This window comes from Cohnella terricola, assembly GCF_007786475.1.
GTDB classification, from domain to species: domain Bacteria; phylum Bacillota; class Bacilli; order Paenibacillales; family Paenibacillaceae; genus Cohnella; species Cohnella terricola.
In genome coordinates this window covers 38,629-55,049 of record NZ_VNJJ01000005.1, presented here as the reverse complement: position 1 = coordinate 55,049, position 16,421 = coordinate 38,629, and the positions used below count along the sequence as shown (strand labels likewise).

15 protein-coding genes and 1 other annotated feature are annotated in these 16,421 nt (G+C 52.7%); of the genes, 5 read left to right on the top strand and 10 right to left on the bottom strand.

The window, feature by feature from the left end:
* Positions 1-75: 75 nt before the first annotated feature.
* From FPZ45_RS10225 to FPZ45_RS10195, 7 genes are all read right to left on the bottom strand, one after another.
* Positions 76-948, bottom strand: coding sequence for a carbohydrate ABC transporter permease (locus FPZ45_RS10225; protein ID WP_144700924.1), 873 nt, complete (start codon positions 946-948; stop codon positions 76-78).
* Between the two features lie 3 nt (positions 949-951).
* Positions 952-1,872 (bottom strand): carbohydrate ABC transporter permease, encoded by a 921-nt coding sequence (locus tag FPZ45_RS10220; protein WP_144700922.1) that lies wholly within the window; start codon positions 1,870-1,872, stop codon positions 952-954.
* Between the two features lie 97 nt (positions 1,873-1,969).
* Entirely contained in the window at positions 1,970-3,307 is a 1,338-nt protein-coding gene (locus FPZ45_RS10215) for a response regulator (RefSeq protein WP_144700920.1), read from the bottom strand.
* Between the two features lie 16 nt (positions 3,308-3,323).
* Positions 3,324-5,147, bottom strand: a complete 1,824-nt coding sequence (locus FPZ45_RS10210) for a cache domain-containing sensor histidine kinase (protein ID WP_144700918.1) — start codon at positions 5,145-5,147, stop codon at positions 3,324-3,326.
* A 467-nt stretch (positions 5,148-5,614) separates the two neighbouring features.
* Positions 5,615-6,607, bottom strand: a complete 993-nt coding sequence (locus FPZ45_RS10205; protein WP_144700916.1) for an aldose 1-epimerase — start codon at positions 6,605-6,607, stop codon at positions 5,615-5,617.
* 58 nt (positions 6,608-6,665) lie between these two features.
* Positions 6,666-7,427 carry a hypothetical protein gene (locus FPZ45_RS10200; RefSeq protein ID WP_144700914.1) on the bottom strand — a complete coding sequence of 254 codons (762 nt, stop codon included), beginning with the start codon at positions 7,425-7,427 and terminating at the stop codon, positions 6,666-6,668.
* Complete coding sequence (locus FPZ45_RS10195) at positions 7,417-8,691, bottom strand: M48 family metallopeptidase (RefSeq protein WP_144700912.1); 1,275 nt, start codon at positions 8,689-8,691, stop codon at positions 7,417-7,419. Before FPZ45_RS10195 ends, FPZ45_RS10200 begins: the two co-directional genes overlap by 11 nt.
* 59 nt (positions 8,692-8,750) lie before the next feature.
* Between FPZ45_RS10195 and FPZ45_RS10190 the strand changes: the two genes are divergently transcribed.
* Positions 8,751-9,089 (top strand): L,D-transpeptidase, encoded by a 339-nt coding sequence (locus tag FPZ45_RS10190; RefSeq protein WP_144700910.1) that lies wholly within the window; start codon positions 8,751-8,753, stop codon positions 9,087-9,089.
* A gap of 401 nt (positions 9,090-9,490) precedes the next feature.
* Here FPZ45_RS10190 and rarD read toward each other — a convergent pair whose 3' ends face one another.
* The 3 genes from rarD to FPZ45_RS10175 form a co-directional block, all read right to left on the bottom strand.
* Positions 9,491-10,369, bottom strand: a complete 879-nt coding sequence (rarD, locus tag FPZ45_RS10185; RefSeq protein WP_144700908.1) for an EamA family transporter RarD — start codon at positions 10,367-10,369, stop codon at positions 9,491-9,493.
* An 86-nt stretch (positions 10,370-10,455) separates the two neighbouring features.
* Positions 10,456-11,067, bottom strand: coding sequence for a DedA family protein (locus FPZ45_RS10180; RefSeq protein ID WP_144700906.1), 612 nt, complete (start codon positions 11,065-11,067; stop codon positions 10,456-10,458).
* Between the two features lie 136 nt (positions 11,068-11,203).
* A complete protein-coding gene (locus FPZ45_RS10175; protein ID WP_144700904.1) occupies positions 11,204-12,736 on the bottom strand; it encodes a 2-isopropylmalate synthase in 1,533 nt (510 codons plus the stop codon).
* Positions 12,737-12,831: 95 nt separating this feature from the next.
* Positions 12,832-13,064, bottom strand: a binding site (T-box leader).
* 173 nt (positions 13,065-13,237) lie between these two features.
* Here FPZ45_RS10175 and FPZ45_RS25690 point away from each other — a divergent pair.
* The 4 genes from FPZ45_RS25690 (at position 13,238) to FPZ45_RS10160 (ending at position 16,400) form a co-directional block, all read left to right on the top strand.
* Positions 13,238-13,801 carry a PadR family transcriptional regulator gene (locus tag FPZ45_RS25690; RefSeq protein WP_246120404.1) on the top strand — a complete coding sequence of 188 codons (564 nt, stop codon included), beginning with the start codon at positions 13,238-13,240 and terminating at the stop codon, positions 13,799-13,801.
* On the top strand, positions 13,798-14,160 hold the full coding sequence (locus FPZ45_RS25685; protein WP_246120403.1) for a DUF4180 domain-containing protein: 363 nt from the start codon (positions 13,798-13,800) through the stop codon (positions 14,158-14,160). Before FPZ45_RS25690 ends, FPZ45_RS25685 begins: the two co-directional genes overlap by 4 nt.
* Before the next feature lie 567 nt (positions 14,161-14,727).
* Positions 14,728-15,615: an ATP-binding cassette domain-containing protein gene (locus FPZ45_RS10165; protein WP_144700901.1), complete on the top strand. Its 888-nt coding sequence runs from the start codon at positions 14,728-14,730 to the stop codon at positions 15,613-15,615.
* Positions 15,612-16,400: an ABC transporter permease gene (locus tag FPZ45_RS10160; RefSeq protein ID WP_144700900.1), complete on the top strand. Its 789-nt coding sequence runs from the start codon at positions 15,612-15,614 to the stop codon at positions 16,398-16,400. Before FPZ45_RS10165 ends, FPZ45_RS10160 begins: the two co-directional genes overlap by 4 nt.
* Positions 16,401-16,421: the final 21 nt, after the last annotated feature.

The window sequence follows — 16,421 nt, the reverse complement described above, 5'->3', positions numbered from 1 at the left end:
TGTGAACGCATTTCCTTAGGCGATGTGTATTCCTATTTCGATCATGTGCAGTTTTACGCATACGTTGGATCGGCTTTAGCCTTTGACCCCGCCCATATTCAAACCGCGCACAATGTACTTCTGGAATACGAGGAACACGAGAACAGGCGGGAAAGTAATCATCGTCAGAATGGCGAACCGCAGGTTCAAATCCAATCTTCGCACGTTGATGACGTACTTATAAATCGCCGTCGCAAGCGGATACCTCTTGTCGCTCGACAGGATGAGCGATGGCCAATACCAATCGTTCCAGGCTGAAGCGAACACGAAGATCGCAAGCGTCGCGAAGATCGGAACGGATAGCGGGAAGGCGATCTGGAAATACAGCCTTGGCTCGGAGGCCCCGTCGATACGTCCCGATTCGAACATCTCCATGTTGATGCCGTCGAAGAAAGTTTTCAGCAGCAGCAGGAAAAATGCGTTCGCCCCGGCTGGCAGCCATAACGCCCAGAACGTGTTCATCAGCCCGAGATCGCGCAAGTTCACGAAGTTCGGAATGATATACGTCGTGGGAGGAATGAACAACGTCAGCAGGAAAAAGTATTGAATGAACTTCTTATAAGGAACGTCCATTCGCGACAGGCTGAATGCCGCGAAACCGACGACGAGCACCGTCATGACCATGTTCCCCGCGAAAATAAACAGCGTATTCCTCGCGAATAGCGGCAGCTTGATGTAGTTCCAGGCATTGTGATAATTCTCGAAGTGCCATTCGTTCGGCCAGAACGTCGGCGGGAACGAGTTGACTTCCGTGTTTAGCTTAACGCCGTTAAAGAAGATGACCAGCATCGGGTACAGCATCGTGCATACCATGACGAGAACGGTCAAAACCATTAAATAGTAGACGGTTCTTGTGCCTGGCTTCTTCAGATCATAATCAGAAATGATTCCTCTCTCGACTGCTTTCATGCGTTACGCCTCCTTCCTGTTGGACATCCGGTATTGGATGATCGCCAGCAGGCTGAGCACGAGGAACATCAGTACGCCCAGCGCCGACGCCGAGCCGTAATCCTGCCTCGTGAACGCGTAGCGGATGACGACCAGCGCGTATGTCAGCGTCGTGTTGTTCGGTCCGCCGTCGAGCATCGCGTATTGCGTTTGGAAGTTCTGCGAGGTCGCGATCAACTGCAGGAGCAGCAGCAGCACGATCTGGTTTTTGATCGACGGAAGCGTGATGTTTCGAATTCTTTGCCATACTCCCGCGCCGTCGATCTCCGCCGCTTCGTACCAATCCCGCGGCACGCTAGACACCGCGGCGATGTAGATGAGCAGAGCGGAACCGAAGCTTTGCCATGTCTCCATAATGACGATCGAGATCATCGACCATGCTTTGTCCGTCATGAACAAGACGGGTTCAAGTCCGATCTTCGTAATTACGGCGTTGATCGGTCCTACTGGATCGTACAGCCAGCGCCATAAGCCGTATAACACGACGAGCGGGACGACATAAGGCAAGTAAGCGGCGATTCTGGCGAACCCTTGCAACCTTCGCATCTCGGAGATGGCGATGGCGAACAGGATCGGCACCCAGAACCCGATCAAGAGTCCCAGCATCATATAATAAAGCGTATTTTTCACGGATACGACCACTTCGGGGTCTTTAAGAATCCGTTCATAGTTGTCCCAGCCTACGAAAGTATCGCCTTTGACGAAGTCGATGTGGTAAAAGCTGAAGACGATTCCTTTCCCGATCGGCAGCCATAGAAACGTGAAAAAAATGACTACGGCCGGCAAGAGGAACAAATACCCCCAAGCATGCTTTTTCCACTTACCGGGAGCTCTCTTGGGCATAGGGTCCGATTGACGGATCGGAACAGCGGTGGATTGGCTCATCAGGTCTCCCTCATTCCTTTTTTCTTTCCATAGGCTTTATTGTAGAAAAAGGATAGGGAAACGAACATGTGCGTATCTATGCGGATTATAGTTAATTTTACTTCTTCATTTCGCTTGGGCTCATCCCGAAGTATTTTTTAAAGATTTTGCTGAAATGCTCCGGGGATTCGTATCCGACTCGCTCGGAAATCTCGTACCGGCGCAGATCGGTCGACATAATCAGCCTTTTGCTTTCTTCCATTCGCAATTTAATGACATATTCCCATAGGTTCGTACCGGTGAATTTCTTAAACAGGTAGCTGAGATAATTCGGGCTGACGTGATTTTTCTGCGCGACCTCGTTCAGCGTAAGCCCCTTCTGGGCATAGTTAGCCACCACGTATTCCTGGGCCTTCTCCACGATCAAGTTGTTCTGCGCGGCAAGATCCTCGTCCGTCGGCTCCTCGCCGAGCGGCCCCCACTTGAAATCACCGAAATAAAACACATAATGGTCCTGATGGACCCGGTTCCAGACGATCGCCTTATCCACCTGGTTGTTCAGTTCCGGCAGAAACTCCCTGCCTTTCAGAATCTGACTGATGCCGATGACGCTTTGGAAGCCGAGATACTTGCGAATGTTGAAATGCAGGCTTCTTCCGATCATCTCGAGCTGGTTGATGTTATCGACGCTGGAATCTCCATAAGTCATCTCGTCCCACTGTACGATTACGCTGACGTCGCGTTCCGAAGAATAGAACGATTGGTGGTTCCATTCCTTGCCGAGCAGCTCGCTCACGATATTCAGCACAGCGTACCGCAGCAACCAGGCATCATGTTCGGCAATTCCTCCCGTTTTGCCTCCGGATGCGAAATCAAGACGAACTTTGATCATTGCGTAATAAGGCCCTCGCAATTCGATCCCGCACTCCTTTTCGAGTGCGATAAGCTCCGCTAACGCGCCCATTTCGAGCGAAGGTTCGTTCACGATCCGGTTAAGCGTGTCCATTTTCCTCGGATCGGGCTGATCCATGCGGAAATGGTCTCTCAAATCCGAGAGGAGCGCCGCTTGATCCTGCATTGGCCGGTCCATGTGCAGCAGCACGTGACGGACGGAATTGAGGAGCTGTTCGCTGTTGATCGGCTTGATTAAGTAATCCTTGGCCCCGAGACGCATGGCCAACTGCGCGTATTGAAACGTCTCGTGCGCGGAGATGACGATGACCTGGACCCACGGCTTGACGATTTTCGCTTGCTGCATCAGCTCGATTCCGCTCATGGCACCCATCTGGATATCTGTCAAGAGCAGATCGATCGATTCCATTTTCAAATAGTCCAAAGCCTCGTAACCGTTATGAGCCGTATAAATCTGCTGAATATGAAGTCCCGAAGAATCGAGAAGATTGGCCAGACCTCTGCAAATCAACGGTTCATCGTCCGCGATCAGAATGTTGTACATCGGGTTGCTCCCCCTCCTATTGATGTTCGTCCGTCCACGGCTCTGTTCTTTTTGGAATCGTCGCGATCACCCGAACGCCTTCCGTATCCCGTGCTTCGTAAAACAATCCGTATTCGCTGCCGAAATGCAGTTGAATACGCTTATGTACGTTCCGGATTCCGTAACCCAAGGACGACTCCGACGGTTCTCCCGCAATGATGCGGTTGATTGCCGCGACATCGGTTTCTTTGTAGCCGTTGTCTTCCACCACGAGCAGGAGGCGATCGTCCGCCGCCCTCGCGGAGACGACAATCTCGCCATCCTCGCCCATGTTGATCACGCCATGAATGATCGCATTTTCGATGAGCGGCTGCAGCGTGATTTTCGGAATCAAGAACGGAAGAACTTCATCGTCGATCTCCCACCGGATCGTGAATCCGTATTCATAACGTTTCTGCTGCAAGCTTGCATAAGCTTTCGCATGCTCGATCTCTTCTTCGATCGCGATGAGTTCCCTGCCGCGGCTAAGGCTGATCCGCATCAGCTTGGACAGCTCTTTGATCATCTCGGCCGAGCCGGTGTTGCCTTCGAGCGAGCTTTTCCAATAAATGCTTTCAAGCGTATTGTACAGCAGATGCGGGTTGATTTGTTGATAAAGAAGCTGCAGCTGCGACTCCTTCTGCTTGATCTCCATCGAATAATGCTCGTGTATCATATCGTTGATCCGATTCGCCATGTTGTGGACGGAGTAGATCAGCACGCCGACCTCGTCGTTGCGGTCTCTGGTCGGGTGAGAGGACAACGGTTTCCCCGGCTCGTGCGAACGCGCGAACATCGCCAGTTTTCTCAGAGGACTCATAAGCGATCTCCAGAAATACATCATGACGATAATCGCGAAGACGGAATAGACGATGGAGATCAACTGGATGACCCGCTTAAGCGCGCTCTGCTGTTGCAGCAGCGATTGCGTCGGGATCGTATAGACGAGCTTCTGGTTGATCCCGTATTTCGTATGCACGACGTAAATGGAATCTTCCGTGACCGCGCTAAGCGTCTCTTCTATCGCAGTTCCCGTCACGAGCTTGTCCGGGAACTTCAAGATTTCGCCCATTCGTGGCGTCGTGGACGCGAGGATGCGGTCGTTCCAATCGGTTAAGTACATCTGTCCGCCTTCCGGCAGCGATACGGTGGCGAAAGCTTCTTCGATTTTTTTGTCCATCTTCGTGGCTATGAGCACACCGATGGCGTTTCTTCCGTTCGTGATGCTGTTGACCGCTCGCAGATAGGCCAGCGTCTTCTGGTCGGCATTCGGTCCGAAACTGTCGATCAACGCGAGCACGCCTTTGCCTTTGGCCTTCAGCGCTTGTTCGATCCATGGTGTTTTCGTTTCATTAGAATAGAAGAACACCGACGATGCGTCGTTCCGGCGATTGATATAAGGAACCGACGGCGCGAAGGGGTAACGGTCATTCGGGTCGTATACGAACAAGTAGTAATTGATCGCTTCCCCTCCGGTAAGGCTGAAGGAATTGTTGCCGAGCAGCCTGTTGACCTCTTGGTATTTGACGACCCTTTCGAATTCCGTATCTTTCTCGTCGTAGCTTAAACTTTGCGTGTTCGAGTTTTGTATCATCGTCGTCATAATACGGCTGATCGTGTCGATATCCCGGTTGATCAGAAAATGGTTCTGTTTGTTCAGTTCCTCGTATGCGCTTGTCACATGCTTTTTCAGAATCTGCTCGGCTTTCGTATTCGCGTACCAGTTCAGCAGGAACACGGGGCTGACCAGAATTAGAAACAGCAGAATCAACTGCTGTCTGACGTTCATTCTCGTCAATGGATTGGTTATCCGCACGCGCATCTTGATCCCCCTAGCGATGATTCGACAACTTATTATGACACGCGATCCGTTTCACAGGATTGAAAGCCCTCTCATTTCCGTATACACGCACCTGTTTTTCGTAGAAAAACACATAACCAAACGGCGATTACCCCGTCAGATCTATTTTTCGACGTTCATGACCATTCTCCTTGCGGGATGGTGCAATTTCGCCTTGGCTAACGGACTTGAGAGCACTTAATTGCCTGGAAAACCGACGTTTTAATTTTAACGGACATGAGAGACCCTATTGGCTTGAAAAAGGGCGGATTTGCCCAATCAGGTGTCCGATTAAGTTCATGGTGTCCGTTAGATTTGAAAAACCTATGATATCGCATAATAACGACTCTGACGTCCGATAGGACCGGGCCAAGGCCCCCGCAAAGAAAAGAAAGGCATCCTTATCTCCGGGTCGCCCCGTAAGGATGCCATTCTGTTACCTTCTAAGTTTATTCGGCGTACATCCTGCTCGTCGCCGTCCAGCTTTGACCCGGCTCCAGCCGGATGAGGCCCGTTTCCTCTGCCGGAAGATCGACGTTAGGAGCGTTTACCATGCCGGTCTGCGGCTCCGGACAGAAAAACTCCCCGCCCGCTTGCGCGTTGTACACCATCCAATGCTTGTACCCGTCTCCCGCTTCATAGACGAACTTCACGCCGACGCGGCTGTCGTACAGCGTCATCGCATTGACTCCGTCCACTGGAGATGCCGTATAGTGGTTGTCCAGGGAGACGAAATACGGGTTGCCTTTCCCATCGCGAAGAAGCCGCTCGCCTTCGTTCAAAGGAAGACGCTTGCCCGTAGGCAACATCCGTCCGTCCAGCTCCCAGCTTTCGCCGAAGGAGATACCGCATTGCAGATCCTCCACACGGCTTCCCGGAGCGAACGGAGCGTTCACGGTCGTGTGGAAGCCCAACATGAACGGGATCGCAACATCGCTTTCGTTCACCGCATCGAATCGCTGCGACAGCCCTTCGTCCGTCAGCGTAAACGTCTGCGACAGTGTCACCTTATGCGGGAAATAGGCAAAACCCGGCTCCTTCTCGTCGAACCGGAGCCGGACGGTAACGAAGCTCTTTTCCTCCGTGCTGCCGAATTCGACGACGTCCCACTTCGAGCTGTAGACGAAGCCGTGCAGGTGATTGCCGGTGCTTGGCTCGTTCACCGGGAAACGGTACGTCCGGCCATCGAACTCGAACGTTCCCCTGTCGTATCGGTTAGGCGGGAATAAAACCGGAACGCCGTGCACCCACGGGCGCTCCAGGAAAGCTTCCCAGTCCGCGCTTTCCGGTTCCCGGATAAATGCGTACCCTCGCTCCTCGTCTCGGAAGGAAATCAAGTTGCCTCCGACTCCGGGAAGAACGATCGCCGAATACTTGCCGTATTTCAAAAAGATTGCCGGTTCGTTCTCATATGTACTTTGTTTCGCATCATGCTGCGTCATCGCCGCTTCCTCCCCATGTTGTCTTTTTTTCCACTATATAAGGCTTTGTATGTGAACGTCAACGATATTTCGCATTGTAACCCAACCATTCCGTGATCGTATCGACGACGAGGTCGAGGTTCGATTTTCCCTGTTCGTTCACATAAGGCGCGCGGTTGCGAAAATAATCCGCATGCCCGCCGATAATCGGCAGACCGACCGTTGCTCCCGGTTCATGCTTGCCTTTATGCCATGCGGGCAGCCGCAGCCTGCTTCCGAGAATCCATCCGCCGTACGAACCAAGCCGCGATACGATGTCCGGAGAACGACGGTCGGTTTCTCCCCTAGCGGCTCGAATCGCGAGGACGAACGGCTTCAACCTCTCCGGTATCCGGCAGCGAGGCGAACCGATCGTCACCGCGAAACATGAAGAACGCGCACCGCTGCGCAGCAGCATCTCTGCCGCTTGGACGGCGGCGACTCCGCCTCCGCTATGTCCGACGAGCAGCGTCGTCCTCCCTCGTACCGGTGAGAATCCATCCCCGATCCCGGAAGATTCGATCGAAGCCACAACTCGGTTGCCACCGATCGACTTCGAGAAACGCTCGGCGCCTAGACGCATATCCGCCCTAATCTCCCATAGCTGGGGAATCGCTTTTCTGCTCCAGTCCCCATACGGAAACAAAAGGCCGGATTGAACCGGCGAGCCTGAGTGATCCGCCACCCGATTTGGTGTGATAAACCGTCCGATTTTTTCCCCCAAGGCGATCCGCAAGCCTTCCATAAATGTCGGGGCCGTCGCAAGACCCGCCAGAAAATACATTTCGATTTTATTTTCCATGCGATCGTTCGAACCGTTCCGCTTCGAGAATCCTCTCCATATCGGAGGGATGAGTATCCCGAAACCATTTGACGAGCAAAGGCGGATTCACGTCACCGAGCGAAGCGACGGACAGTTTCTGATTCATGGACACCGAGCCGTCCGCGCTGCCGATCAATTCCATCGCGTAACGATCCGCAGCGGATTCCGCCTGCCGGGATACGTAATTGGAGAATGGCAAGGAAGCAAAAGAAAGCACCGACAAAATCAGAAGGATGAGCGGCAGCGCCGTCATATCCGAAGGAGAGCGGATGCCCCATCGGGATCCGCGGTTGCGGACCGCCATCTTGAAGATCCATCCCCCGATCGCAAGCAGCACGAACGACGAGCCGACGGCGCCGACAGCGCTCCACTCTAAGTGATGCATCACGTAATGTCCCATTTCATGGGCCATGATGAGCAGGATTTCCGGTTTGTCCAAGCGCGCTAGCGTCGTATCCCACAGCACGATTCGCAAGGAGGAGCCGATTCCGTTCACGTAAGCGTTCATGGCATTCGTCTTCGAGGACATATCGACCTCGTATACGCGGTGGGCGGGAATGTCCGCTTTGGCGGCCAGCTCCAGTATGCTCGCTTCCAATCTGGCATCCGACAGCGGAGTAAACTTATTGTACAAAGGGTCAATCACGACTGGCTGCACGTACATCATAAACAAAGTAAACGGGATGGAGAGAAGCCAGAGCTTAAGCCACCAGCGCCCTCCCCGCGAAATGACCCAGAAAGCGACAGCCGATACGGCTAGCATCGTCGCATAACCGATTCCGAAGCCGATCAGCTTGTCCCTGAGCCATCCGATGACTGGCTGGGTCGAGATTCCGTAAGCTTTCGAGAGATTATAGCCCACAACCCGCAGCGGAAAATAGAGCAGGAACGCCGAAGCGTTCACGAGCAAAACGAATACGGGAAACCTGATGTAGATCGGATAACCCAGCGTTTCGAGCTTGTCGCGCCAGCGCTTCGCCAATCCGCTGGATAACAGCGCGAAATAGATCAGCCATTCCCAAGGTCCGCTTACAAAGAAAATCCAGTTTCTCGCGGCGTTTAACGTCTGGCTATTGCTGAGCTGTGAAGGCGTGAAAAAGGTGGCCGGGTCCGCGGAAGTTCCGCGATAAGCTTCCGGAACTTGATTCGGCGACGTGTACCATACGTATAGGGCGACCGCAATCGCATAACCGACGAAGATAACCGAGTACCGGATAAAACCGGAATCGCTGCGAAGCCGCATGGCGCAATTCTCCTTATACTTGTATAGGATAATCGTAACATCGTTAGAGGGGGAAATCTATGCCGCACTACAGGATTATCGTCGATCTATCCGAGCGAAGTCTATATTTGCTTGACGGCGACCGTGTCGTTCGCCGATTCCCCGTCGGCATCGGCAAGATGCTGACGCAAACCCCTGCGGGGGAGTACTGGATCGTCAACAAACAGCCCAATCCCGGCGGGCCTTTCGGAGTCTTCTGGATGGGTTTGTCGAGACCCCATTATGGCATACACGGAACGAACGATCCTTCTTCCATCGGACATGAAGTCAGCCATGGCTGCATTCGAATGTACAACGAGGACGTTCTGCAGCTTGCCGCAATCGTGCCGATCGGGACCAGAGTGACGATAAGGCCATAGGCCATCCGTCATTATTGTATCAAGTAAAACGGCTTCGCCGCCCTTTTGCGATTGATTTAAAAAAACCTTCGGGAGAGTTCGTCCTGACGGTCCTTTCGAGTCGGGTGCACTCCCTATAGCGATGTTTTTCATCGTACTCGCTCCCCACTGGCGCCCCTCGAGGCGAAAGTATGATGTTTTTCATCACTAATCACCCGGGAACCGAACAAAAAGTGGCTCGCACGCTCCTATAGCGATGTTTTTCATCATACTTGCTCTCTACCAGCACCCCACAAAGCAGAAGTATGATGTTTTTCATCACTAATCACCCCTTTCTAAGTAATTTTATACTTTCTTATATGTCAAAAAAAGGAAAAGACAAGAAGTCGGCTCGATTTCCAAACTCTTGTCTTTTCCTTTTATTATTGTGCAGCTAGCTGCCTAGCGGCGCGAATAGAAGCCATCGCGTATACGATTAACGCGGACCAGATCAGCGCGAAGCTGATCAGCATCACATGGCTCACTGTTTCTTTGAAGACAGTTACGCTTAGAATTAGCGTTAGCGTAGGTCCGATATATTGGACAAAACCTAGCAGAGATAACGTTAAGCTCTTCGCCGCCTTGGCGAACAGCAGAAGCGGCAATGCCGTCGCCACTCCCGAGAGCAGCAGCAACGCCAAGGAACCGACGGGCAAGGACCACACCGTCGAAGCGTGCGAAACGCCAAGGTAGCTCCAAAAGACGAGCGCTACGGGAACGACGATCGCGGTCTCGGTCATCAGACCAAGCGAAGCGTCGATCTTCACTCTTTTCTTGACGAGCCCATAAAGCCCGAAGCTTAACGCAAGCGATATAGATACCCAAGGAAAGCTGCCGTAATCCACGGTGATCAGAACGACCCCCGCGCCAGCCAGCACGATCGCCAGCCACTGTCCCCCGGTCGGTTTCTCGCGCAAGAACACGATGGCTAGCGCGACGTTGATCAATGGCGTCAAATAATAGCCAAGGCTGGTTTCGACAACATGTCCGTTGTTGACCGCCCATATAAAGACGAGCCAGTTAACCGTAATCAGGATGCTGCTTGCGATAAGAGGCAGCAGCGTACCCCGGTCCTTCAGAACAAGCTTTAATTCCTTCCATCTCTTCTGTAACGTGATCAGACCCGCCACGAAGACGAAAGACCAGACGATTCGGTGGGACAGTATTTCTCCTGCGGGCACCGTCTCGAACCATTTCCAATAAAGAGGTAGCAATCCCCAAATGATATATGCGCATATCGCGTTTAACAAACCGTTTCTCATGCTGCCGCAACTCCCATTCGTTCAATAAACACGAAGGGAATTATACCACTGCGCGGACAGGCTGAAAACGGAAAAATTTAAGCAAATCACCGATTCGTTTTGCTTCTTCCAGACTGAATCGCCCATCTGACCAGCACGGCCAAGCCCAGCAATACGATCGCAAGCGCTACGAGTTTCCAGGAATGATGCTCGATCGCATGCAATACTTTTTCCCACTGCGGCCCGAAGGCGTGTCCGAGGCCGATGAAGCAAGCGCACCAGAACAGCGCCCCGCCGTATGCGTATGCGGCGAACGTTCGAAACGGCGATCCGATTAAACCCGCGAAGTAGCCGGTTAAATGTCGGACACCCGGAATGAAATAACCGATAAAGATGAGCACGTTGCCGTACCGGTTAAACCATTTTTTTGTTTTTTCCAATTTGGAAGGCGTGATCAGCACCCATTTGCCGTAACGCTCCACGAAAGGCATTCCCGCCTTTAAGCCGATCAAATACGTGATGGTCATTCCGATCGTCGTTCCGAAGAAAGCCCAGATGAAGGCCGTCCATCCGTGAAGCACGCCGGAATAAGATAAATACCCCGCGTACAGCATCGTCGTCTCCCCGGGAAAAGGCAAAGCGATGAATTCGAGCAGCAAACCTAGAAAAAGCACTTCATACCCGTATTGATCGAATAGGCTTTCGATGTTAAAATTCATCGGCTTCTCTTCCTCTTTCTATTTCTTGCCACTCTATGATTGCGGAAATCCACTCTCCCATTATACCTAATTTTCGAAGAAAACGCCCAACTCAAGTCGGAGCGTCGCTTCACGTCTTGAGTTGAGCTATATAGCCTTATTCTTTGACTGCATCCAGCAAAGCCGCGTTAATGCCGTTCAGGAAAGCGATGGCGCTCGCCTTCACGATATCGGTATCCATCGCGCGGCCGGAATATGTCTTACCGTCGTAAGCGACGCGAAGATTGACGCGGCCGATCGCTTCTTTGCCTCTGGATAAACTGCTGATCTTGTAATCCTTCAATTCGACGTCCAGACCGACGAGCGACTTGATGACACCGTACAGGGCGTCGATCGGACCGTCGCCGACCGCGCTGCCCTTCAACGTCTCCGTCCCTTTCTTCAATTGGACGGAAGCGGTAGGGAATATATCGTTGCTGACGACTTGGAAGTTAACGAGCTCATACAGCTGCGTACTGCTTTCCTCGACGTTGCCGTGATGGGTCACCAGATAGAAAACGTCGTGATCGTACACTTCTTTTTTGGCGTCAGCAAGGGCGAGGAACCTCTGAAACAAGGACTCGAACTGCTCACCTTCTCCCGCTTCGAAGCCCATTTTCTCGACAGCGTTCTTAAATGCGTGCCGGCCGGAGCGAGCGGTTAGAATCATCTCCATCTTCTCCGCGCCGACGTCTTCTGGAGACATGATCTCGTAGACGTTCTTATCTTTCAGCAAGCCGTCCTGGTGGATGCCGGAGGAATGCGCGAACGCGTTCTCCCCGGTAATCGCCTTGTTGACCTGGACGTCGAGTCCCGTCAAGTGGCTGACTAGGCGGGAAGACTTCAACAGTTCCTGCGTCCGAATGTCCGTGTGACCGCCGTAGAAGCTCTCCCGAACTTTAAGCGCCATGACGACTTCCTCCAGGGAAGTGTTGCCCGCCCGTTCTCCCAGGCCGTTAATCGTGACCTCGACTTTATCGGCGCCGTTCTTGACCGCGCTAAGCGTGTTCGCGGTCGCCATTCCCAAGTCGTTATGGCAATGAACGCTCAGCACGACACGATCGTCGAGATTTTTAAGCCGATCGTTGAGCTTGCGGATCAACTCGCCGTACTCTTCCGGCACGGCGAAACCGACCGTGTCGGGGACGTTGATCATGGTCGCGCCCGCCTTGACGACGGCTTCAATCGTCGACCATAAGTATTCGAAATCCGACCGCGAAGCGTCTTCCGTCGAATATTGCACGTTCGGCAGCAATGTTTTCGCGTATTTCACCGCATCGACGCCCATCTGCAGGACCGCGTCCTTCGAACGGTTGAACTTCTTCTCCACGTGAATGTTCGACGTGCCGAGCACGATATGGATCAGCGGGTTGTTCGCCAGCTTGATGCTTTCGTACACGGCTTCGATGTCGCTCTTCACCGCCCGGGCGAGCGCCGTAATCGAGACGCTGTCCCCGACGCTGCGCACGATTTCCTGCACCGCGTGGAAATCTCCCGCGGACGAAGCCGGGAATCCCGCTTCGATAATGTCGACGTTTAATCTCTTTAGTTGCTTGGCGATCTCGAGCTTCTGATATACGTTTAATTTGGCTCCCGGCACTTGTTCTCCGTCGCGCAAAGTTGTGTCCAATACGATAATTTTTCTGCTCATGTTCCATTCCTCCCGTATTTGCGGATAGTCGAATATATGTCAAGCGAGGTTGGCCGAACCCGGAATTCGGCCAACAAAAAAACCCCGCCTCTATGCATAGAGGCGAGGTTGAACTCGCGGTACCACTCTAATTCGTTTTCCATAGGAAAACGATCTCTTTCGATGGCCATCACCATCTATCCCTGTAACGGTGGAATTCCGTCTAACCCTACATTGTCGGGCAGCTGTTCATAGACGAGTTCGGAATGGACGACGCTGCCGTTTCGCACCAACCAACGGCTCTCTGAAAGGTCATGGCATTCTTACTATTTCTAATCTTCACATTTGCGTATTTGGTTAATGGAAATTATAGGACTGACGATTGGTTTTGTCAATGGTTAGATTACCCGATTTGAGTTGCGAATAATTTATCCCAGACGATATTTACTTCGACAACAGTCTTATGTTATTATGCAGCTATGTTATAAATAACATATAAAAATAATGTTGGAGATGAACGCCATGTCCATCAAATTCGCGATACTCGGCATTCTGAGCTTTCAGCCCTCCACAGGGTACGAACTCAAGAAAATCATCGAAGATTCATCCGTCATGTACTGGTCGGGCAATAACAATCAGATATACAAATCGCTCGTGCAGCTTCTTGCGGAAGGGCTCGCGACCAACGAAGTACGACATCAAGAGAGCGCCCCATCGAAGAAAATTTACACAATCACCGCCGAAGGGCTGTCCGAGCTAAGGAGTTGGACGCTCTCCGCTCCCGAACCGCCGGAATTCAAGAAAAGCTTCCTGACTCAATTGGCTTGGGCCGATAGGCTTTCGCCCGACGAATTGGACGGATTGCTGGGGATCTACGAAGAGGAAGTCGGGTCGCGGCTGTTCATGCAGCAGGAAAAAACGCGACGCGGGGACGCCTTTGCCCCCAAACGAACTCCGCGAGAAACCTATTTGTGGACCATGATCGAAGAAAATGTTCACTCCTTCTACCTGAGCGAATGGCAGTGGGTTCGGAACTTGCGCAAAGAACTGCAAAACAACGATGCTTTCAAGGAGGTCAAACCATGAATATTCAAGTTATTGAAACGCCGGGAAAATATATCGCGTGCCGATCGGCCGAGACGCCGCTTCGCACGGAACAGGATGCAGCTGATTTGATCGGTGCCTGCTACGGTAACGACACCTGGTTGCTTATGCTTCACGCCGAGGCGTTATCCGAAGATTTCTTTCAATTGCGGACGGGGTTGGCCGGTGGCGTATTACAGAAACTGACGAACTACCGAATCCGAACCGCTCTCGTCATCCCGGACGAACTCGCCAGCCAAGGCAGATTCAAGGAATGGGTCGCGGAGACGAATCAAGGCAGTCAGCTTCGGGTTTTCCCCAACGCGAGCGACGCGGAAAATTGGCTTCTCCAATCCGATTAAACGATAGATTTCCCTCATACGGGCTGTCCCAAAAGATCTGATGATCTAGGGGGCGGCCTTTTTGCGTTAAGCTTCATTGTCGCAAAATGCTGCAATGACGGCACATCCTTCCCACTCTGCCCTCTCATTGTCGCAAAACGCAGCAATGACGGCACGTCCTTCCCACTCTGCTCTCTCATTGTCGCAAAATGCAGCAATGACGGTACGTCCTTCCCACTCTGCTCTCTCATTGTCGCAAAATGCAGCAATGACGGTACATTCTTCCCACTCTGCTCTCTCATTGTCGCAAAATGCAGCAATGACGGCTCATCATTCCCACTCTGCCCTCCCATTGTCGCAAAACGCAGCAATGACGGCTCACCCTTCCCACTCTTCCCTCCCATTGTCGCAAAACGCAGCAATGACGGCACATTTTTCCCACTCTGCTCTCTCATTGTCGCAAAATGCAGCAATGACGGCACATTCTTCCCACTCCACACAAAAAATTACATTACCTGTTGCAAATCAACTGTATACATAATATACTGTTTACATCACATACAGTTAATTGGAGGTTGATGATCCACAATGATTCGGTCCGCTATCGAAATCAAAGGATTAAAGAAACGCTTCGGCAAACAAATCGTCCTGGATGGAATCGATTTGTCCGTGCCATCGGGCGTCGTGTACGCCCTGCTCGGCCCGAACGGCGCCGGGAAGACGACGCTGATCAACATTCTGTCCACGTTGACCGTTCCCGACGAAGGCTCCGTGCGCGTAGCCGGGTTCGACGTCGTCACCGAGAAAAACAAAGTCAAGATGTCTATCAGTTTGACCGGGCAGTTCGCGGCGGTCGACGAGGTGCTCACGGCCGAAGAGAACTTGATGATGATCTGCAGGCTCTCGGGTCTCACGGCTGCGGAAGCCCGATCGCGCACGGCCGAGTTGCTGAGCCGCTTCGATCTCGTGTCAGTTGCCAAGAAAAGAGTCAAAACCTATTCCGGCGGCATGCGAAGACGTCTCGATCTCGCTATCAGCCTTGTCGTGAGCCGTCCCATCATCTTCCTGGACGAACCGACCACGGGATTGGACACGACAAGCCGCCGTGCGTTATGGGACGTCATTCTCCGCTTAAAGGAACAGGGCATCACCGTATTCCTGACCACGCAATACCTGGAAGAGGCCGATCAATTAGCCGACTTGATTTCGGTGATCGACGGAGGCAAAGTCGTCGCGACGGGAACGGCGGCGGAGTTGAAATCCCGAGTCGGAGACGAAGTTATTGAATTACTTAACGGGAACGACGAGATTATCCGATCCGTAACGACAAGCGGGAGCCTTCACGACGTGAGCCGAACGCTAAACGAGCTTGCGGCTAAAGTTCCACCGGACTTACGGGTGAACATCCGCAAGCCGAGCATGGATGATGTCTTCCTCGCTCTCACTACCAAGGAAACGGAGAGATCCATATCATGACAAATCCGCATTTCAACGTGAAACCCGCCTCTTTCGGCGTCGCGAATGCCGTCTTTATCGGCCGCAGCATCCGCCATAGCTTGCGCAATACGGAAGCCCTGTTGATGGCGATGATGCTTCCCGTCATGCTTATGCTGCTGTTCACCTATGTATTCGGAGGCGCTATCGACTCCAGCGGGAACTACGTGAATTATGTCGTGCCCGGCATCATTCTGCTTTGCGCCGGATTCGGCTCGGCCAGCGTCGCGGTTGACGTCGCGCAGGACATGACGAACGGCATCATCGATCGGTTCCGTACGATGCCGATCCCCAGCATGAGCGTCATTACTGGCCATGTCGTCGCCAGCCTGGCCCGCAATCTTCTCGCGACAGCGGTCGTCTTCGGAGTCGCGTTGCTCGTCGGTTTCCGTCCCGACGCCGGTCCGATCGAATGGCTCGGCGCAATCGGGATTATCTTTCTGTTTATCCTTACATTCACCTGGTTGTATACCGCGATCGGCCTAGTCTCGGGAAGTCCCTCCGCGGCAAGCGGATACGGCTTCGCCCTGCTCTTCCTTCCCTACTTGTCCAGCGCGTTCGTGCCGACTTCGACGATGCCGAATTGGCTGCAAGGCGTCGCTAATCATCAACCGATTACGCCGGTCATCGAAACGATCAGAGGTTTTCTTACCGGAGCCCCGATCGGGAACAACGCTTGGCTCGCCCTCGCATGGTGCCTTGGCATCCTGATCGCCTCGATGGCATGGGGCGCGGTCTCGTTCCGCCGGAAAGCGGGAAATAGATAATCCGAACGGCAGCGCGGCATG